Here is a 19,477-nt window from a genome sequence, read left to right on the forward strand (position 1 = left end):
AGAATATCGCCCGGCAGTGTCGCGAACGCCGTCAGTCCTGATCCGCGATACGGGCGAGGACTTCGGCCGCCGCGCGATGACCGGACCGGACCGCGCCATCCATGTAGCCGTTCCACACCTGCGCTGTCTCCGCGCCTGCCCAGTGGATCCGTCCGATCGGTGCCGACAGCGCAGCCCCGTACTGCGTCCACACTCCGGCGCCCAATCGGCCGCCGTAACAGCCGCGGGTGTATTCCTCTTCCATCCAGTTCAATTCGACGTAGTCGATCGGTTCGGTGGCTCGGGGACCGAACAGCTCGGTCAGGGTGTCCACGGCCGCGGCGCGGCGTTCGGCGGCGCTCCAGTTCGCCGCCGTGCGCGCGTGCGCGCCCTCGAAGAAGGCCACGATCACCCCACACGACCCGTCCGGCGGGGAGTTGTCGAGGGTGACGCCGATGGCGCCGTCGAGGTCGAAGGCGAATCCGCTGAGGCCGGTATCGCGCCAGAACGGTGTCGGGTAGGCGATCTGGACTTTGATGACCGACCCCATCGGGATCTGCTGGGTGAGACCGTCGCGGGCGGCGGCCAGTGCGGGCTGATAGGTCAGCCGTCCGGCCAGGGTGGGCGGAATCGCCACGATGACCTGTCCGGCGGTGATCGTCCCACCGGAATAGCTGACCCGAACACGGTTCTCGTCGTGGGCGATGGCCCACACGGGGGTGTCGAGCACGACGACATCGTCACCGAGCGCGGCGGCGAGCCGTTCGGAGATCTGGTGCGTGCCGCCCACGACCCGCAACTCCTGCGCACCGCCGGCAACCCCGACGAGAACGTCGAGCATGCCGCCGGACTTGATATAGAACAGGAAGTGCAGCAACGACATCTCCGCGGTTTCGGCGGAGAACAGCGCAGGCACGACCGCGGCCCAGAACGCCAGCACCTCGTCGTTGTCGGTGTTCGCGCGCAACCACTCGTCGACGGTTCGGCGGTCCAGTTCGGCCGCGTCCGGCGCGGTCCAGGGCGAGGAGAGCGAGACAGTGGCGGCGATCGTCTCGAGTTCGGCCTGAAGACGGCCCACCTCCGCGGCGGCCCGGTCGGACAGGCCGAAGGTTTCGTCGCGGTAGCGGGTGACGGTGCCCCGGTAGCGGGTCACCGACTCCCCCGCGTCGTAGGTCGGGAAAGTCTCGAGGCCGAGTTCGGTGACCAATCGCAAGACCTCGGTCTGGGTTCGGCCGATCCACTGTCCGCCCATTTCGACCGGAACCCCGTTCGACAGGGTGGCGCCGGCAGTGCGTCCGGCCACCCGGCTTCGCGCCTCGAGTACGCGCACCGTGCGGCCGGCGGCTGTGAGTTCCCTGGCTGCGGTCAAGCCGGCGAGACCGGCACCTACCACCACAACGTCGATATCAGTCATCGCCGATTCCTTCACTCGAATCTCGGTCGGTTGTCCGACTGTAATGTAGGTCACCCCGGGGGCATGTGCAAGAGTTGTGGCGATATTCGTCCGACCGTGGAGCGAGGAGAACCCGTGGTTTACGTCAAAGCGTCCGAGCGCGAGGAGCAGATCGTCGCGGCGGCTGTCGCCGTGCTCAGCACGGTCGGAGTACCCGCCACCACGCTGCGCGCGGTCGCCGCCGAGGCGGGAATCCCACTCGGCACGCTGCACTACATATTTCCCACCAAGGACAAGCTGCTCGGGGCGGTCATCACCGCCGTCATCGGTGACATCTCCGAGGCGCTGCGGGCCCAGCTCGAGCTCGACAAGGGCGTCGAACACGCGCTGCGCCACGGCGTCACCAGCTTCTGGGAGATCTTGGTCGCCGACCGGATCGGACTGCAGATCATGCAGTACGAGCTCATGACGTACTCGCTGCGCACCGAAGCCGGCGGCAGCTTGGCCCAGTTGCAGTACGAGCGCTACCGCTCGGTCGTCACCGAGTTCTGCGAACAGGCCGCCCAGGCGGCGGGTGAGCGCTGCGCGGTCGGCTTCGACACGCTCGGACGGCTGGCGCTGGCCCAGATCGACGGGCTGATCCTGCAGTACGTGTCCAAACCCGACGCCGACCGCGCGCGGCGCGACCTGAACCAAGCCCTCGACATGCTGGTGCTGTTCGCCGATCCGCAACCGGTCGCCCGGAGCGCGACCAGGCGCTGAACCCGCTCGGCGTCACCACTTCACAACCTCCGCGTTGTCACCCTTGCGCCGTAGGCCACTTTCAACCTATCGTGATTCGTACGGATGTCCGACTTACTTCCTGCCTTCCCGCGTCCGAGCGGGAGCCGCGGTCGGCACCGACGCACACCGGGAGTGAGACGATGGCCCAGCAGACACCGCCACGCGCCACCACTGTCGTCGTCATCGGCGCTGGCATGGCCGGACTGATCGCGGCCCGCGCATTACACCGCCGGGGTATCGACGTCCTCGTGCTCGAGTCCGCGCAACGCCCGGGCGGGCGGGTGCTGACCGAGACCACCGTGCTCGGTTCACGGGTCGACCTCGGCGGTCAATGGATCGGCCGCGGACACCACCGCTTCGAGGCGTTGGCCGCCGAACTCGGTACGTCGGTCTTCGCGATGCGGACGCCGAGCCGAGCCACGGTCGTCGACGGCGACGCGGTCGTCTCGAACTCGGGCGTGGTCGCGGTGGTGACGAACGCGGTTCTGCTGATGTGGGAGATCGCCGCACGAGTCGGCACACCGCGCGCATGGCACGTGCAGAGCGTGCGCTCCTGGCTGGAGCACGTGCCGAACCGGCGGGCGCGGCGACTGCTGGACGTCATCGTCTCGGTGTCCACCACCGCCGACCTCGACCGGTACTCGGTGCGTGACTTTCTCGAGCTGATCCGCTTCCAAGGCGGATTTCGGACGATGCTGTCCACCGCGGGCGGCGCGCAGGAGAGCCTGATCGCCGAGGGGGCCGCCACATTGGCCGACCGCCTCGCCGCCGATCTCGGCGACCGGGTGATCCTCGACAGCGCGGTCACCGCGATCCACCGCGACGACGACGGTGTCACGATCCATTCGGCCACCGGCACCTACCGCGCCGCGAAGGTGATCGTGACCGTCCCACCCCCGATGGCGGCGCGCATCGCACACCACCCAGCACTGCCCGCCGCGCGAATCCGACTGCAGGACAACACCTATATGGGTTCGGTGTACAAGGCGATCGCGGTCTACGATCGGCCGTTCTGGCGCGACCGCGCCCACGCCGAATTGCTGCTGCTCACCGAACCCGGCTCGGCGACCTTCGATACTTCGCCGCCCGGCGGTCCCGGCCATCTGTGCATCCTCGTCGCGGGTCCCGAAGCCCGCGCCCTCGACGGGCTCGACAGCGCCGCCCGCCGCGCGGCGATCCTCGGCCCGCTCGCCACCCACCTCGGCCCGGACGTTCTCGCGCCGCACGGCTGGCACGAGAAGTCATGGCACCAGGACCAGCACGTCGGCGGCGGCTACGCGGCCCTGCCGGACATCGGCATCGACGACCGGTACCTGCCCGCCGATACGACCCCGCTGGGCCACCTCCACTGGGCAGGCACCGAAACCGCGCGCGAGCACGCCGGCTACATCGAAGGTGCTATCGAGTCCGGCGAACGCGCCTGCGCCGAAGTCGCTGCCGCCCTTCCTGATTCATCCCTGGGGCGCGACACCGACCGGGGGCGATGACACACGGGCAACTCGGGCCCGCACGAGGTCACGATATGCCGCGGAAGAAGGTGCGGATGTCGTCCGCGAGCAGCTCGGTCTCCTCCATCGCGGGGAAGTGACCGCCCTCGGTGAACTCGCTCCAGTGCCCGATCTCCTTCCCCGGGTCCATCACGCGACGCACGAGCGGGTGGGTGCCGAACACGGCCCAGCCCGACGGCACGCCGGAGGCCATGACGAAGTCGAGTCCGGAGTGCTCGCCCTCGTAGTAGAACTGCGCGCTCGACGCGCCGCTCCGGGTGAACCAGTACAGGCTGATGTTGGTGAGGAGCTGGTCGCGGTCGACCGACTCGTCCGGCGTCCGGTGGTCGCCGGCGGCCCTGGTCTTGAACTTCTCGGCGATCCACGCGAGCTGACCGACCGGCGAGTCGGTGAGCGCCGCGCCGATCGTGTCGGGACGGTGGTTCTGCATCTCGAGATACCCGCGGTCGCGCGCGTCCTCGGTGCGCACTGCCGCGAGCTGGGCGATCTCGTCATCGGACAGACCCTCGGGCAGCGGGAACTTGTCGCCGACCAACCCGAGATACCGCGGGTCGGCGCCGATGTGCGTGCCGATGACGCGCTGCGGATAGAGCGCCGCGAGTCGGGAAGCGGTGCCCGAACCGATGTCGGTGCCGTGGGCCGCGAATCTCTCGTACCCCAGGCGCGTCATGATCTCGGCATAGGCCTCCGTCGTCCGCGCCAGCTCCCAGCCGGTCCCCGACAGTGGCGTGGAGAACCCGAAGCCGGGCAGCGCCGGGACGACCACGTGGAACTCGTCGGTCAGGAGCGGGATGAGTCGCTGGTATTCGACGAACGAACCCGGCCAGCCGTGGTTCAGGATCAGCGGGGTGGCCGCCGGGTTCGCCGATCGCACGTGGACGAGGTGGAACCGCTGGCCGTCGACGACCGTCGTGAACTGGTCGTACTCGTTGAGCTTCGCCTCCTGCGCACGCCAGTCGAACCCGTCACGCCAGTAATCGACGAGCTCCTTCAGATACGCCAGCGGGATGCCACGGCTGAAGTCGGTCCGATCGTCTCGGCCCGGCACCGGGATCGGCCAGCGCGTGTGGGTCAGCCGGTGACGAAGGTCGTCGATGTCGGCCTGCGGAATGTCGACGCGGAAGGGGGTGAGGGCGTTGTTCTCGGTCATGACGCCCACGTTCCCGGGTAATGCGGCAGGATAGCTTCCGCAATTGCTGAAATGATCGAGAACATGTTGGAGACCTCGGCCCGCCTGCTCGAACTACTGTCGTTGCTCCAGCTCCAGCGGGACTGGACGGGCTCCGAGCTCGCCGGTCGGCTCGAGGTGAGCACGCGGACTGTGCGCGCCGACATCGGCAAGCTGCGTTCGCTCGGATATCCCGTAGACGCACGTCCCGGCGTCGCGGGCGGGTACCGGCTGGCGGCCGGGACGGCGATGCCCCCACTGCTGCTCGACGACGACGAGGCCGTGGCCGTCGCGGTCGGACTGGGTGCGGTGGCGACCCAGCGGCTCGGGGTCGAAGAGACATCGCTCACCGCGCTCGCGAAGCTGGAGCAGGTGCTGCCCTCGCGCCTGCGTCGGCGCGTCGCCGCGGTACGCGAGGCGACGAGCGTCGTTCCAGGGGCTGCACCGCCGCTCGATCTCGCGGGTCTCGCCACGGTCGCTGCCGCGATCCGCGGCCACGAGCGACTCCGGTTCAGATACACCAAGCCAGGGGGAACCGAAGGTGCCCGCCACACCGAACCGCAACGGCTGGTGACCTGGGGGCGGCTCTGGTATCTGCTCGCGTGGGATCTCGACCGGGCCGGCTGGCGGATCTTTCGTGTCGACCGCATGGTCGCGCATACACCGACGGGCGCACGGTTCCAGCCGCGCGCGATCCCGGCAGACAATGCCGTCGACTACGTCGTCGAACGCGTCAGCAAGACGGCTCGGAAGAACGCGTCCGCTCCCGAACCCAGCACCCGGAATCGCTAGCGGGACTCGCCATGGCGCCCGGACCACTCGCGGGGGTGTAAGGGTATCGCCAACATCGCCTAGAGCAGCTGTCCGTCGGCTCCTGCGGAGCGCACCCTGGTGGCACGTTCATCCACATCATGATTCGGAGCTGTCCGTGGAGCCACTGCTGGTGGTGTCGGCCCTGTTGGGCTGGTTCCTCACCGGAATTCTTGTGCTGCGCTATCTCAACACCCATGAGGCGAAGCCCGCACGTCCCGACTACCGGTACGCACCGGCGCCCTCGCGCGAGCACGAACGGATCGAGGTCCGATGAGAGCTTTCGTCCACCGGTACCGCACGGTCGCCGCACTGGTGGCGTGCACTGTCACGATCTCGATCCTGATCACCGCCGAAACCCGAACCCTCGCGCTGCTGCTCATCGCGACGGCGGCCGGTGTTCTCGTCGCGACCGTCGTCTGTCTCGGCTGGGACATCTGGCTGAACCCTTGACGCATCGACACCACGACGCGCCACGTCAACCTGCCGCTCTGGGAGGCCGTTGCCGCCGCATGCCGCAATTCGGGCAATATGGGTGTCATGCCTCATTCGAATCCTGTAGCCGCGTGGAAGTCCCTGCGTGACGGAAACGACCGTTTCGTCACCGATACCCTGCAGCACCCCAGCCAGGGTGCCGCGGATCGCGCCAAGCTGGCCGGTGGCCAGCAGCCCTCGGCGATCCTGTTCGGCTGTGGTGATTCCCGGGTCGCCGCCGAGATCATCTTCGACCGCGGGCTCGGGGACATGTTCGTCGTGCGTACCGCGGGTCATGTGGTGGACAGCTCGGTGCTCGGCTCGATCGAATACGGCGTCGCGGTGCTGCAGGTGCCGCTGATCGTGGTCCTCGGTCACGACTCCTGCGGCGCGGTGGCCGCCACCATCGACGCCCTCGACAACGGGACGGTACCGGGTGGCTTCATCCGCAGCGTCGTCGAACGCGTCACACCCTCGATCCTGCTCGGACGCCGGGAAGGCCTGACCAACGTCGACGATCTGGAAGCCCGCCACGTGGAGGAAACCGCGCAGCTGCTCATGCAGCGTTCGTCGACGATCTCCGACCGCGTCGAAGCCGGAGAGCTGGCCATCGCCTGCGTGACCTACAACCTCGCCGACGGGCGGGCCCAGCTGCGCAGCGTCATCGGCGATATCGGCGAACTCGCCTGACGGTACGGCCGGTCCCCGTCCCACCGGGGACCGGCCGACAGGCGGCATATCCGGCGATCTTTACGCAATCTCTACGCCCGCCGGTAAGTCGATGCAGGCGCAGTTGTGCGACTGTTCGGGTGCCTGCCATGCTGCGAGACATGTGGACATCGACGTGACTCCGGGCGGCCCCCCTTCCGCCCCTGCCCGCCACCACGGGCAGCTGATTTCGAAACGGTCGAATCGATGGTTCACAAGATAGTTCCCACCGGGACAACAGCGGCGGGGGCGACGCCGTCTCGCGGCATCAGCTCGATGGTCGCGCGGGCACCGTTCCGGTCCCGGCGACGCCGAGTCATCGAGGTGGTACCCAAACCCACCGTGCCGACCGCGCGCGCGATCGTCGACTGCGCCGCCTACGTCGACGGTGCCCGGCTTCCGGGCCGATTCTCACCGGCCTCCGCGCTGGCCGAGATCCGCACCCGCGGTACAGGTTTCGTGTGGGTCGGGTTGTTCGAACCCGACGAGCATCAGATGAGCGAGATCGCGGACGTCTTCGGTCTGCACCCCCTCGCGGTCGAGGACGCCGTCAACGCCCACCAACGCCCCAAGCTCGAACGCTACGACGACACCCTGGTCACCGCGATGCGCACTGTCGCCTACGTCGAACACGACATGCACATCGTCAGCGAGATCGTGCAAACCGGCGAGATCATGGTCTTCACCGGCCCCGACTTCGTCGTCGCGGTCCGCCACGGCGAACACACCGGACTCGTCCGAGTGCGCCACCGGCTCGAGGCCGACCCCGACCGCCTCGCTCTCGGGCCCGGGGCCGTCCTGCACGCGATCACCGACCATGTCGTCGAGTCCTATCACGACGTCACCTCGGCGGTGGAGTACGACGTCGAGTCCATGGAAGAAGAACTGTTCACCCCGCGCACCACTCTCCCGATCGAGGCGATCTACCAGCTCAAACGCGAAATCGTGGAACTGCGCCGCGCGGTGCGCCCGCTAGCCGGTCCGCTGCAGACCCTCGCGGGTCCGCAGACGCCGCTACCCAAGGAAGTCCGCCGCTACCTGCGCGATGTCACCGACCACCACAGCGGCGTCGCCGAACGCATCAACGACCTCGACGAAACCTTGACCACGCTCGTCGGCGCCGCGGTCGCCAAGATCGCCGTCCAGCAGAGCACCGATATGCGTAAGATCTCCGCGTTCGTCGCGATCCTCGCCGTGCCCACCATGATCGCCGGCATCTACGGCATGAACTTCGACTACATGCCCGAACTGAAGCAGACGTGGGGCTACCCCGTGGTCTTGGCCACGATGGCCACCCTCTGCGCGACACTGATCGTGGTGTTCCGCCGGATCAAGTGGCTCTGAATCACCTTCGCGATGTTCCCGGCCGCATCGAGGATGTCCCTCGTCTCGGCGACAGGACATCCTCGATCGAACCCGTCAGCCCGGCGTGGGTGCGGATTCGCGGGAAACCAGGTCGGCCTTCCACTCCCGGAAGCCCTCTTCGGTCCGGCCGCGGCGCCAGTAACCGGAGATCGAGGCGGCCCACTCGGCGGGGACTTCCCGTTCTCTGCGGATATAGCGGCGCAGATCGTGCATGACGGCGTTCGCTTCGCCGTGGATGAAGACCTGCACCTGCCCGTCACGCCAGGCTGCGGCGCGCACGGCCTCGGCCAGCGCTTCGCCCGGTGCGCGGTCACCGCGGTGGACCCAGGTCAGCTCGACGCCCGACGGCTTGCCGACGGGAAGTTCGTCGTCAGGGCCGGACACTTCGACGAAGGCGACACCCACGGTCGTGGCGGGCATCGACTCGAGCGCCGCGGCGATCGCGGGCAGCGCGGAGTCGTCGCCGGCCAGCAGATGCCAGTCGGCGTCGGCGCGTGGGGCATAGGCGCCGCCGGGGCCGTAGACGTCGATGGTGGTGCCGGGGGCGGCTTGCGCTGCCCACGGTCCCGCGATGCCTTCGTCACCGTGGTACACGAAATCTATCGCGACCTGCTCGCTCGCTCGGTCGATCGTGCGCAGGGTGTAGGTGCGCAGTACCTCGACGCCGTCGAGTGGGAAGATGAGTTTGACGTAGGAGTCGGTGGACGCGCCGGGCGCGAGACCCGCGGCGCTGAAGTGGACGCGCACCATGTGCGGGGACAGCTGTTCGGTACGCAGCACCGTCAAAGTCGTACGAGGGCGAGCCAAGGGGACCTCCAAAGATCGATAGTTAGGGTTACCTAATAATCGTACGTCCATTTTGCTCTGGAGTGACATCTTGCGCGAGGAACGCGCTCTCTACTTCGCGGTCGCCGTGTCCGCAGTCACGATACCGTCCGACCGCTAGTTGCCCGGTATCCCTGAAATCCACGCTCGCCGAGCGGGTAGCAAGGGCAGCAGTGGCTCGATCCAATCCCGGTCGAATTCGGGGTGCTGGTGATAGATGTCCAGCAGCACGCACAGCGCGGTGCGCAAAGCGTTCTCCCGCTCCCCCACCGCGACAGCGATGGTGAGGCTGTCGATGGTGACGCGATTGTCGGCTTTGAGGCGGGCTTCGTCGGTTTCCTTGCGGGCCTGGCGATACAGCGTCAGCAGCGCGTTCTTGGCGAGGGCCTCGCCGATCATCCTGTCACCGAGTTCTTCGGAACGGTTGGTGATCGCCGTGCGCAGGTCATCACCGATTCTGGCAGCCAGGAAGGTTTCGGCCTCGATCGGCAGGCGCTGCGATGTCATGAGTTCGGTAAGGCAGCCGGTGCGGGCACCACCCGCGCCAGCGCGGCGAAGTCCTCGTCACCGCGGCCGGCTCTGATCTGTTCTGCCAACGCGATCGACAGGGCGGTGACCGTCGGGACGGTCGAGTCGACTGTGTCCTCGATCAGCCGGGTGTCCTTGGCGAGCAGGTCGACCGAGAACTGGGTGTCGGTGAATCGGGCGGCGGCGATCATCGGGCCTTTGACTCGCGCGGCGAATTCCAGGGCGGTGCCGTCCAGGAGCGCGAAGACTTCTGGTGCGGCCAGGCCCTGGGATGCGCCCAGGCGCAGCGCGTCGACCAGGGCGAGCGTGGTCGTGCCCAAGGCGAGGTTGGCCAGGAGCTTGGCCGTCGCCGCAAGTTCCGGGCTAGCGAACACTGTGATCTTGGCGGCGTCTCCCCACAGCTGCACCAGCGGATGGACGACGTCGATGTCGTCGGGCTCACCGCCGAGCAGCACACCCAGCTCACCGGCGCGGGCGGGCCCGAGCGAGCCGATCACCGGTCCGTGCACGTAGCGCACCGATCTCCACCGCGCCCAGACAGCGAACTGCGCGGCGTCGGCGGGGGCCACGGTGGACACGTCCAGCCACACCGTGTCGCCGAAGTCGAGTTCGGCGTCGACGACGACATCCCGGACAGCCTCCGGGCCGAACAGCACCGAGACGGCGACGTCGGTGCCGGTGACCGCCTCGGCGGGAGTGGCCGCCCAGGCCGCTCCGGCAGCGAGCAACGGTTCGGCCGCGGCGCGGGTGCGGTTCCACACGGTCAGTGAATGGCCGGCGCGCACGACATGGTGGCCGAGTACGGTTCCCATGCGGCCGGTTCCGAGCAATGCGATCTTCACGAGGGTCCTTTCGACAAATCGAGGAAGCGCAGGGTTGGGCTAGGACTCGTCGACGGCCAGCACGATCTTGCCCCGGGTGCGGCCTCCGGACAGGTGCCGGTGGGCAGCGGCGGCTTCCTCGAGCGGATAGACCCGCTCGATGTCGATCGTGAGTTCACCGCCGTCGAAGAGTTCGGCGATCACCGCGAGGGCGGCACCGTCGGGTTCGACCAGGAACGGAAGCGCCCTGATCTCGCGTTGCTCGGCAGCTACGGCCAGCTCGGGACCGACGCCGGAGGGCACTGCTATCAGCGTGCCGCCGGGGCGCAGGACCGCGAGTGCTCGGTGGCTGGTGGAATCGACTTCGTCGCCGAGCAGGTCGATCACCACGTCGACGTCGGCGATCTGCTCCTCGAACGGCGCCGCGGTGTAGTCGATCAGCTCGTCGGCGCCGAGCGCTGCCAGCCAGTCGTGCTTGTCGGCCCTGGCCACCGCAATCACGTGGGCACCCAGTTGACGGGCGAGTTGGACGGCGAAATGGCCTACTCCCCCGCCGGCGGCGGTGATCACCACCCGCTGACCGGGCAACACTCCGGCCGCGTCGGTCAGTGCCTGCCACGCGGTCAACGCCGCCAAGGGAACACCCGCCGCTTCCACGAAACTCAGTGAGCCGGGTTTGTGGGCGAACTGCCGCGCGGGCGCGGTGACGTACTCGGCGTAGGCCCCGGCCTGCCGCGGGAACCACGGCATACCGAAGACGGCGTCACCGACGGCGGCGGTGTTGACGCCGAAGCCGACCTGCTCGACGACACCGGCGACGTCCCAGCCCAGGACGAACGGCGGTTCGCCGAGCACGCCCGCCATGCCGCCGCCCGCCCGGGTCTTGGCGTCGACGGGGTTCACCCCGGCCGCGATGACCCGCACCATGATCTCGGTCGGCAGCGGCTGAGGCCGTGGGATGTCGGCGAGCTCGAGTACTTCGGGTCCGCCGAATCGGTGCTGGGTGATGGCACGCATGCTGTTGTTCTGCGACGAGCTCGACATGATGACCCCTCAGTGGTTGTCGAGTACCTTCCTGATGACGAGGCGAAGCTATCCCAGGGGCACTAGTTACCCGCAAGGGCTAGTACTACCCATTGGGTAGCGTTACTGATGGAGGCGATATGGCCACGACCTGTTCAACCGAAGGCGCACCCACGCACGATGTGTACCTGGCCCAGTGCCCGTGCCGCAGTGTCCTGGACATCCTGGCCAACAAGTGGTCCGCCCTCGCGATCGGCGCGATGGAGGAAGGCCCGATCCGCTTCGGCGCGCTCCAGCGACGGCTCGACGGAATCTCCCCGAAAGTGCTGACGCAGAGCCTGCGACGGCTGGAAGATCTCGGGCTGGTCGATCGTACGGTCTACGCCGAAGTCCCTGTCCGCGTGGACTACTCGCTGACCGCTCTGGGTCGCAGCGCAGCGGTTCCGCTGCAGTCGTTGCGTCACTGGGTCGAAGCCAATATCGACTCCATCGCACCGGCGTAGGCGTCGACTACGACACTCGATCCTGGTCGGTAGTGCGATGTGGATGCGGGCGGGCGCGCAACGGAACCATTCGAGCGTCGATTCCGGGGACCCGCGCGACCATCGCCACGGCCACAGCGCCGCCCAACAGCGACGCGATGGCCATGCCTGCCCCTGCCAATGCCCATACAGCGATGGCCTGCCACATTGGATTTCCCTCCTGGTGCAAGGCAGCAGCTCACGGCCTCGGCGCCTGCACTTACAAGTCGATGCAGATCTCCGAGTTCGGCGAACGGTCGGTGCACAGCAGCATGGTGTCGGGTTCGTCGAGGAAGCTTGCGGTTCCCCGGCTCTCGACGGCGCCGTCCAGCACCTTGACCCTGCATGTTCCGCAGAATCCCTGCTGGCACGAGTAGGCGGTGCCCGGGCGGGTAGCGCGCACCGCGGACAGGGCGGACTGGTCGGCGGCGACCTCGACGGTGGTGTCGGTGCGGGCCAATCGGAGACGGAACGGATTGCCGCCGACTACCGGTGGTGCGGAGAAGCGTTCGAAATGCAGTCCGGCCGCAGCTGTTTCCGGCAGGAGTGCCCGGAAGGCGTCGTGCAGGGGCGGTGGGCCGCAGTAGTAGATCGCCGATCCGGTGCCGGCGTGCGCGAGGAGCTCGGCGGGGTCCGGGCGCCCGGTTGTTTCGGTGGTGACGATGTGCACCCGGTGCGGGTCCAGCGCGGTGAGTTCGTCCAGGAACGGCAAGGTCGCTTCGTTGCGGCCGAAGTACGTCAGCGTCCAGTCGAGTCCGGATCGGTGCGCATTGACGATCATCGGCAGCAGGGCGGTGATGCCGATGCCGCCCGCGACGAACGCGATGTTGTCGACACCTGCCTTCGACAGCTGTGGGTCGGCGAACGGGAAAGCGTTGCGGGGGCCACGGATCGAGAGGATCGAACCCTCGCGCACGTCGTCGTGGATCTCCGTCGAGGCGATACCGCCGTCGATCCAGCGGACCGCGATTCGATAGGTCGCACTGTCGTCCGGGTCGCCGCACAGCGAGTACTGGCGCACCGTCCCCGACGGCAACGTCACATCGATGTGCGAGCCGGGATGCCAGCGTGGCAGTTCCTCCCCGGAGCATGAGCGCAGCGTCAGGCTGACCACGCCGAGCGCCTCGGCTGTCTTCTCGACGACGCGAACCGGGATGGCGCGCTCGACAACACTCGGCCCGGCCGCGCGCAGGCGCAGATTGCTGACCGCGCTGTAGAAAGTCAGCAGCGGGCGGTAGGCCCGCATGACCCGGTCGGGGCGGGCCGGATCGGCGAACGACGGCGGGAGGTGGGTGCGGTCGAAAACAAGGCTTTTGTCCGCGGCGGTGCGGGTCGCGCTCATGACGCGGCCAGGGCTGCGGGCGAGGACGCCAGGTACGCGACCGCCTGGGACGTCGAGCCGTAATTGCGGGGGTGATACGACGGCCTGAGGTACTGGAAGAACATCTTCGTGAGGCTGCCCGGCGAGGGGGCCAGTCCGGCACGCCAGGCGCGGCGGGCGTCACGCACCGTCGCGAGCAGTCCCTTCGGGGCGGCCGGATCGTCGTTGAGCAGCAGTCGCATTCCGCGCCAGTGCAGGATCGCGAAGGTGGGCATCGCCACCAGGTAGGACCGGACGCGGTGCCAGTAGCTGCCGTCCAGGTGGGTGAACAAGTCGTAGGCGACATGGCGATGTTCGACTTCTTCGGCCAGATGCCACAGCACGAGGTCGAGCACGCGCGGTTCGACCGCACCTGGAGCCCGCCATGCTTGCGCGTTGTGTGCCCAGTCGCCCAGGTAGGAGGTGAAATGCTCGAGCGCGGCGACGACGGCGACGCGTTCGAGCAGCCAGTTGTGCGCCCGCCGGCCGGTCAGCTCGCGCTCGCCGAGCAGCGCCCGGAAGAACCACCGGATCTGGTCGGTGAACCGGGTGGAATCGAGCCCGTGCAGGTCGAGGTAGTCGACCAGGCTCTGATGCGCGGACGAATGCGTGGCCTCCTGCCCGATGAAACCCACAACGTCCTCGTGGACCTCGGGGTCGGTGATCAGCGGCAGCGCCTGCTGAAAGACCTGGACGAAGAACACCTCACCTTCGGGCAGCAGCATGTTGAAGCTGTTGATGAAGTGGGTCGAGAACGGGTCGCCATGGACGTAGTGGAACGGCAGTCCGGTCCAATCCCATTCGACGGCACGCGCTTTGAGCGCGACTTTGTCTTGATCATGCAGTGTGCTCACGGGGCTCTCCTGCCGGGGTCGTGGTGGCGGCTGCTTCGACGGCGTCCACGAACACGCGGACGCGGTCAGCGATCTCGGTGGGGTTGAACGCCGGGACCCAGTGACCGCCGTCGACGTCGTGGACCTGCCACTGCTCGGCGACGTGGGCGACGTCGCGCTGGGAGGCGGGGGTGATGAAGATGTCGCGGCGTGGGGCGAGCACCTGGACCGGCACCGAGATCCGGCGAAGTCGCGGGCGAAGCAAGCTCGGCACCAGGTTGGCGGTGTAGATCTTGAGACCGGCACGGTTGTCGCGCGCCTGATGCGGTGAAAGATCCGGTGCCACACCGGTTTCGAGCCGGTGCGCGAGCCCGATCATGGCATCGACCAGTCCGATCCGGCACAGCAGCGCGCCGAGCAGCGGGGTGGCCAGCGTGCCCATGTAGAACGGGGACTTCCACATCGTCGCTGCTGCCCGCCAGCCCGTCGGCCCGGCGGCGAGGCTGTTGCGGAGCCAGCGCGGGACGCCATCCAGGTAGGGACCGGAGATCGAGGTGAGCGACGCGATCGCAGTCCGCGTTCCCTGGGCCGCGGCCGCCTCCCAGGCCTGCACCGAGCCCCAGTCGTGGCCGACCAGATGCACCGGCCGGTCGGGCGAGACCGCTTCGATCACCGCGCCGATATCGGCCGCGAGCTGGTCTTTGCGGTAGGCGGAGATCGCCCGGGGCTTGTCCGATTCTCCGCTGCCGCGCACGTCGAACGTTACGACGTGGAACTGGTCCGACAGTGCGTGCGCGACGCCGTTCCAGACCGTGTGGTCATCGGGAAAACCGTGCACCAACACGACGGTCGGGGCCGTCGGATCGCCGGTGGTGGTGACGAACAGACGGTGGCCGTCGGTCGTCTCGATGTGGGAGTTCATACGCGTATGCCCTTCTGACCCGAATCCTCGATGATCCAGTCGCGAGCCCGCCCTCTATGACGAGCCGCATAATTGGGTATCGCCAATGTAGACGTAACTACGTGTTACAGTCAATGACGGCAGGCACAGGACATAGATCTACCTGCGATGATTCCGGGTGTCGGTCCACTTCGAGGCGGATGCGGCGCGAAATCGGCTATGACGTCGAACATAGGAGGATGGCCGTGAACACGGATCGCACAGCGGGCGGAGCCACTCCCACCGCCCGCGACAAGATGCTGATCGCCGCCGCGCTGCTGTTCCGCGAGAAAGGCGTCGACGCCACCTCCTTCGCGGACGTGATCGAACGTTCACACGCGCCGCGCGGCTCGATCTATCACCATTTCCCCGGCGGCAAAGCCCAGCTGGCCGAGGAGGCGACGCGCCATGCCGGAACGCTGATGGCGTCGATGATCCTCGACAACCTGGCCGCGAGCGGCCCCGCCGAGACGCTGTCACACATCATCGACATCTTCCGCCGTCAGCTGCGCGATACCGACTTCGTGGCCGGCTGCCCCGTCGCCGCGGGCGCGCTGGAAAGTGGCGACTTCGCCGAGACGAGGAAGGTCGCCGGCGAGGTGTTCGCCTCGTGGGAGTCGCTCATCAGTGTCGCGCTGTGGCAACACGGAGTCGAGATGGCGCGCGCTCAGTCACTGGCCACCACCGCGGTCGCGGCGATCGAAGGCGCGATCCTGGTCTCCAAAGCGCGGCGATCGACCGATCCCCTCGACCGGGTGGACACCGAGCTCATGATCTGGCTGTCGGCAGTCACCAGCGCGCCGACCACGCGTGAATCCGCTGCCGCACCCGCGGTGGACGGGGATTGACCCCATCCGGCCACGCACACGGCCGGACAGATTCGAGGACTCCTATGGCAACCCCTGTTCGACCACATGCGCTCTGGCGCACAGTCAAACCCGCGATCTTCGCTGCCGTGCCGCCGTTGTCGAGACTGGCTATCCGTGCCACGAACCGGCCGTTCACCAGGCCGTCGATGCTGAAACCTCGCGTCGGTGAGCACCGCTACGGCTGGACCCACTACGGCGTGATGATCCCCGACCTGCCCGAACCACACCGGTACTTCAGCACCATGATCATCACCGGCCTGCCTGGCGCGACCGCGCTGGACAACGACCACGCCGTGACCACGAGCCCCCGCGACACCGCCACCGTCTCGGTGTCGACCGCCGCGCCCGGTGCCGAGTTCTTCCGCGCCTACTCGATGACCGGCGACTGCGACCTGCGGGCGGACGGATCGTTGCTGAACTTCGGCGACGACATTGTCATCAGCGGCACCTATCCGAACCTGCACGTGTCGGTGAACACCGAGACACTCACCGCGCAATTGCGTCTGCGCGGCACCGGACAGGTCGCCTGGTTCGCCAGGACCCCGGTCTACGACCACCTGAGTCTGTGCGTCGAATACGACGGCTGGATCGGGACGGGAGCTGACCGGACCGAGGTCAGCGGCGTCGGCACCTTCGAGTACGCCGCCTGCGCCGGGCTGCACGGCCTGCGCGACCGTCCGCTGACCGCCGCGGCCAAGGCGCCGATCGACTTCTTCACCTACCACGTGATCGCCGTCGACGACCGATCCCATCTCCTGCTCGTCGACGTCCACGCGATGGGAGAACCGCTGACCACCATGGCCTACCACCGCACGGCGGGCGCCTCGACCTGGGTCACCCACGAGAACGTGCGCTTCGAGGTCACCGAGTACGCCACCGACACCACCACCGACCCCTACGGCGAGCAGATGCGGCTGCCGGTGCGATTCCGCTGGACCGCGGGCACCGAGCTCGTCGTCGAGGGAACCATCGACTCGCCCCCGCGATTCGGCGTCGGCCGCGGATACATCCTCGGCTATCGATGCGAAGGCACCTACCGCGGTACGGCATTCCGCAGCCGCGGATACATGGAATACATCGACAGCGAAGCCGCCAACCGCGCCGCACCCGATTTCCTGGATACCCCCACGAGCCACTGACAGCTCACTACCGCCGACCGCTTCGATCCCGGCATCCGCGACGGAACTGGAGACAACCATGACTGCAACGACGCAGTACGACACGATCGTCATCGGCGCGGGCCTCGGTGGCATGACCACCGCGGCCTATCTCGCCGCCACCGGACAGCGGGTGCTTGTCCTCGAACGCTACAAGATCGTGGGCGGGTCGAGTCACGTCTTCCGGCGGCGCGGCCGCTGGGAGTTCGAGGTCGGCGTGCACTACATCGAGGACTGCGCACCCGGTGGGATCATGCCCACAGTCCTGGCCGGACTGGGCATCGATGACCGGGTCGAATTCCTACCGCTCGACTCCGACGGTTTCGACACCATGATCGGCCCCGACTTCGAAATGCGCACCCCCGTGGGCTGGGAGGCCTACCGCGACAACATGATCGCGGCATTCCCCGGCGAGCAGCGGGCGGTCGACCGCTACTTCAAGCTAGCCCAGGCGGTGGCGCCCGCCGGAGACCGGATGCACCCCGACTTCGGGCGATCCAAGCGCCTGGCCTCCGCGGGGCTTGCCGCGCCCGTCGCCATGGCGCCCTTCGCCGCGGTTCTGCTCGGCTGCGGGTTCAGCCCCCGGGCGGTCTTCGCGCTGTCCGCGCAAGCCGGGTCGTATTGCAGTTCACCCGATCTGGCGCCGTTCGGCTGGCACGTCGCCTACGGCGCCGGGGCCATCGGTGGCGGCGGCGCGTGGTTCCCGCGCGGCGGCGGGCAGACGCTGTCGTCGAACCTGCTGCAGTACCTGGAAACCTACGGCGGCGAGGTGCGCACGAACGCGACCGTCGACAAGATCCTCGTCGAGGGCGGACGCGCGGTCGGTGTCCGGCTACGCGACGGCGAACAGATCCGCAGCCGGGCAGTCGTCTCCGACGCCGATATCAAGCACACCTATCTCGACCTCGTCGGACGCGAACATCTCCCGGCCCGGGTGAACGCGCGGGCGAAAGCTCTCACCATGGGATGGCCGCTGCTCAACACCTACTTCGGCATCGAACTCGACCTGCGCGGCACCACCAACAGCAACTACTACGTGATCCCCAGCTGGGAACCCGCGAAGAACATCGGCTCGCTCCTGCGGTTCACACCCTCGATGCTGCGCAACGCACACCGGCGTCCCCGCGAGGAATGCCTCGACGATTTCACCGCGAACATGCCCGCCTTCCTGCATTCGGCCACAGTCCGCGACCCGCACAACCCCCGCACCGCTCCCCCGGGATCCGCCGCGGTGGAGGTCATGACCATGGTCCCGCCGAGCCCGGAACTGTGGGGCGTCGACAGCACCGACCCCGACAACCACGACTACCGGCAATCCCCGGTGTACCGGCACATGAAAGAACGCGTCGTCGACGCGATGCTCGACCGCGTCGAACAGGTCTACCCCGGCGCGCGAGCGAAGACCGTCTGGAGCGAAGCCGCCACCCCCGCCACCCAGACCCGCTACGCGCGCAACACCGACGGCGCCGCGTTCGGACTCGCGGTCACCCCCACCCAGTACGGACCCACCCGTCCCGGCTCACGCACCGCGATCGATGGACTGTTCCTGGCCGGCACCAGCACCCGATGGGGCACCGGCACCACCGGCGCGATGCTCTCGGGTGTCCACGCCGCGGGCGCCGTCCTCGACCGCGACCTCGTCGGCGAGATCACCGCGGGCGCCGTCTTCGGCGACGCCCGCGCACTCGCACCGTTCGACCCGGACTGGGACGCCCTCGCCCACGCCCGCCCGAACTCGGACCGAACCCCGCACGTCGACACCGACGACGACGTAGACCCGATCACGCCGCGCCGCTGACTCGAACACCGCCATCCCGATCTCCCGGAGGACACCATGAATCTCGATGTACTGGCGCTGTGGAACCAGTCGCGCAATCTGCCGCTGGGCAAACAGATCTTCAGCCGCGGCCTGTGCCTGCGCGCACCGTACTTCGGCTCCATCTCGCCCACCTTCGAGACCCTCGAACCCGGACGCAGCGAGGCCACGTTCGCCAACAGTCGCAAGGTCCGCAATCATCTGGGCACCGTGCACGCCATCGCGTGCTGCAACGCGGCGGAACTGGTCGCGGGCACTCTCGCCGAAGTCACCGTCCCCAGCACGCATCGCTGGATTCCGATGGGGATGACCGTCCGGTACCTGCACAAGGCCACCACCGATCTGCGCGCCATCGCGGTCGCCGAGCTACCGCCCCTGCCCAGCGGCGAAGGCACCGAGTGGATCATCCCCGTCTCGGTTCGTGACACCGCCGACGTCGAGGTCGTGCACGCCGATATCACCATGTGGGTCAGCCCGAAGACCAAGCGATGAGGATCTCCTCGACGCCGCTTCGGTGAACACCTGGACCGAATCCGCCTCATCGGGCAACTGATATTGCTCAACCCGTGTCGACGGCCGACCCTCGGCCACCGACG

General features: G+C 67.8%; 20 protein-coding genes and 1 pseudogene. 12 read left to right on the plus strand and 9 right to left on the minus strand.

Features of this window, described 5'->3' with window-relative positions; translation table 11 throughout:
* Nucleotides 1-31: 31 nt before the first annotated feature.
* Nucleotides 32-1,393, minus strand: coding sequence for a flavin monoamine oxidase family protein (locus tag ACFWFP_RS12190; RefSeq protein ID WP_379294784.1), 1,362 nt, complete (start codon nucleotides 1,391-1,393; stop codon nucleotides 32-34).
* Between the two features lie 114 nt (nucleotides 1,394-1,507).
* Here ACFWFP_RS12190 and ACFWFP_RS12195 point away from each other — a divergent pair, with 114 nt between their 5' ends.
* Nucleotides 1,508-2,134 (plus strand): TetR/AcrR family transcriptional regulator, encoded by a 627-nt coding sequence (locus tag ACFWFP_RS12195; protein WP_379294785.1) that lies wholly within the window; start codon nucleotides 1,508-1,510, stop codon nucleotides 2,132-2,134.
* A 161-nt stretch (nucleotides 2,135-2,295) separates the two neighbouring features.
* Nucleotides 2,296-3,642: a flavin monoamine oxidase family protein gene (locus ACFWFP_RS12200; protein ID WP_379294786.1), complete on the plus strand. Its 1,347-nt coding sequence runs from the start codon at nucleotides 2,296-2,298 to the stop codon at nucleotides 3,640-3,642.
* 28 nt (nucleotides 3,643-3,670) lie between these two features.
* Here ACFWFP_RS12200 and ACFWFP_RS12205 read toward each other — a convergent pair whose 3' ends face one another.
* Complete coding sequence (locus ACFWFP_RS12205; protein ID WP_379294787.1) at nucleotides 3,671-4,813, minus strand: epoxide hydrolase family protein; 1,143 nt, start codon at nucleotides 4,811-4,813, stop codon at nucleotides 3,671-3,673.
* A gap of 63 nt (nucleotides 4,814-4,876) precedes the next feature.
* Here ACFWFP_RS12205 and ACFWFP_RS12210 point away from each other — a divergent pair.
* From ACFWFP_RS12210 to ACFWFP_RS12230, 5 genes and pseudogenes are all read left to right on the plus strand, one after another.
* A pseudogene (locus ACFWFP_RS12210) lies at nucleotides 4,877-5,572 on the plus strand (helix-turn-helix transcriptional regulator); the annotation flags it as partial.
* 187 nt (nucleotides 5,573-5,759) lie between these two features.
* Nucleotides 5,760-5,918: a hypothetical protein gene (locus ACFWFP_RS12215; RefSeq protein ID WP_379294788.1), complete on the plus strand. Its 159-nt coding sequence runs from the start codon at nucleotides 5,760-5,762 to the stop codon at nucleotides 5,916-5,918.
* Nucleotides 5,915-6,094 (plus strand): hypothetical protein, encoded by a 180-nt coding sequence (locus ACFWFP_RS12220; protein WP_379294789.1) that lies wholly within the window; start codon nucleotides 5,915-5,917, stop codon nucleotides 6,092-6,094. The genes ACFWFP_RS12215 and ACFWFP_RS12220 overlap by 4 nt, the downstream gene beginning before the upstream one ends.
* A gap of 87 nt (nucleotides 6,095-6,181) precedes the next feature.
* Nucleotides 6,182-6,805 (plus strand): carbonic anhydrase, encoded by a 624-nt coding sequence (locus ACFWFP_RS12225; RefSeq protein ID WP_379294790.1) that lies wholly within the window; start codon nucleotides 6,182-6,184, stop codon nucleotides 6,803-6,805.
* A 294-nt stretch (nucleotides 6,806-7,099) separates the two neighbouring features.
* Nucleotides 7,100-8,167, plus strand: coding sequence for a magnesium and cobalt transport protein CorA (locus ACFWFP_RS12230; RefSeq protein ID WP_379295129.1), 1,068 nt, complete (start codon nucleotides 7,100-7,102; stop codon nucleotides 8,165-8,167).
* 75 nt (nucleotides 8,168-8,242) lie between these two features.
* On the opposite strand, the gene ACFWFP_RS12235 is transcribed toward ACFWFP_RS12230, so the two are convergent.
* From ACFWFP_RS12235 to ACFWFP_RS12250, 4 genes are all read right to left on the minus strand, one after another.
* Nucleotides 8,243-8,995: a siderophore-interacting protein gene (locus ACFWFP_RS12235; protein WP_379294791.1), complete on the minus strand. Its 753-nt coding sequence runs from the start codon at nucleotides 8,993-8,995 to the stop codon at nucleotides 8,243-8,245.
* A 135-nt stretch (nucleotides 8,996-9,130) separates the two neighbouring features.
* Nucleotides 9,131-9,520 (minus strand): hypothetical protein, encoded by a 390-nt coding sequence (locus tag ACFWFP_RS12240; protein WP_379294792.1) that lies wholly within the window; start codon nucleotides 9,518-9,520, stop codon nucleotides 9,131-9,133.
* Nucleotides 9,517-10,383 carry an NAD(P)-dependent oxidoreductase gene (locus tag ACFWFP_RS12245; RefSeq protein ID WP_379294793.1) on the minus strand — a complete coding sequence of 289 codons (867 nt, stop codon included), beginning with the start codon at nucleotides 10,381-10,383 and terminating at the stop codon, nucleotides 9,517-9,519. The genes ACFWFP_RS12240 and ACFWFP_RS12245 overlap by 4 nt, the downstream gene beginning before the upstream one ends.
* A 39-nt stretch (nucleotides 10,384-10,422) precedes the next feature.
* Nucleotides 10,423-11,406 carry an NADP-dependent oxidoreductase gene (locus ACFWFP_RS12250; RefSeq protein WP_379294794.1) on the minus strand — a complete coding sequence of 328 codons (984 nt, stop codon included), beginning with the start codon at nucleotides 11,404-11,406 and terminating at the stop codon, nucleotides 10,423-10,425.
* Between the two features lie 119 nt (nucleotides 11,407-11,525).
* Here ACFWFP_RS12250 and ACFWFP_RS12255 point away from each other — a divergent pair, with 119 nt between their 5' ends.
* Nucleotides 11,526-11,888, plus strand: a complete 363-nt coding sequence (locus tag ACFWFP_RS12255; protein ID WP_379294795.1) for a winged helix-turn-helix transcriptional regulator — start codon at nucleotides 11,526-11,528, stop codon at nucleotides 11,886-11,888.
* Between the two features lie 238 nt (nucleotides 11,889-12,126).
* Here ACFWFP_RS12255 and ACFWFP_RS12260 read toward each other — a convergent pair whose 3' ends face one another.
* The 3 genes from ACFWFP_RS12260 to ACFWFP_RS12270 are packed head-to-tail and all read right to left on the minus strand — an operon-like array spanning nucleotide 12,127 to nucleotide 15,021.
* Nucleotides 12,127-13,248, minus strand: a complete 1,122-nt coding sequence (locus ACFWFP_RS12260; RefSeq protein ID WP_379294796.1) for a PDR/VanB family oxidoreductase — start codon at nucleotides 13,246-13,248, stop codon at nucleotides 12,127-12,129.
* Nucleotides 13,245-14,120: a metal-dependent hydrolase gene (locus tag ACFWFP_RS12265; protein ID WP_379294797.1), complete on the minus strand. Its 876-nt coding sequence runs from the start codon at nucleotides 14,118-14,120 to the stop codon at nucleotides 13,245-13,247. Before ACFWFP_RS12265 ends, ACFWFP_RS12260 begins: the two co-directional genes overlap by 4 nt.
* Nucleotides 14,104-15,021 (minus strand): alpha/beta fold hydrolase, encoded by a 918-nt coding sequence (locus ACFWFP_RS12270; protein WP_379294798.1) that lies wholly within the window; start codon nucleotides 15,019-15,021, stop codon nucleotides 14,104-14,106. Before ACFWFP_RS12270 ends, ACFWFP_RS12265 begins: the two co-directional genes overlap by 17 nt.
* 224 nt (nucleotides 15,022-15,245) lie before the next feature.
* On the opposite strand from ACFWFP_RS12270, the gene ACFWFP_RS12275 reads away from it, so the two are divergent.
* From ACFWFP_RS12275 to ACFWFP_RS12290, 4 genes are all read left to right on the plus strand, one after another.
* Nucleotides 15,246-15,887, plus strand: a complete 642-nt coding sequence (locus ACFWFP_RS12275) for a TetR/AcrR family transcriptional regulator (protein WP_379294799.1) — start codon at nucleotides 15,246-15,248, stop codon at nucleotides 15,885-15,887.
* A gap of 167 nt (nucleotides 15,888-16,054) precedes the next feature.
* Nucleotides 16,055-17,047, plus strand: a complete 993-nt coding sequence (locus ACFWFP_RS12280; RefSeq protein WP_379294800.1) for a DUF6670 family protein — start codon at nucleotides 16,055-16,057, stop codon at nucleotides 17,045-17,047.
* Nucleotides 17,048-17,105: 58 nt separating this feature from the next.
* Nucleotides 17,106-18,863, plus strand: a complete 1,758-nt coding sequence (locus ACFWFP_RS12285) for a phytoene desaturase family protein (protein ID WP_379294801.1) — start codon at nucleotides 17,106-17,108, stop codon at nucleotides 18,861-18,863.
* 36 nt (nucleotides 18,864-18,899) lie between these two features.
* Nucleotides 18,900-19,373 (plus strand): hotdog fold domain-containing protein, encoded by a 474-nt coding sequence (locus tag ACFWFP_RS12290; protein WP_379294802.1) that lies wholly within the window; start codon nucleotides 18,900-18,902, stop codon nucleotides 19,371-19,373.
* Nucleotides 19,374-19,477 lie beyond the last annotated feature (104 nt).

It is taken from the genome of Nocardia sp. NPDC060249 (assembly GCF_042728755.1).
Lineage (GTDB): Bacteria > Actinomycetota > Actinomycetes > Mycobacteriales > Mycobacteriaceae > Nocardia.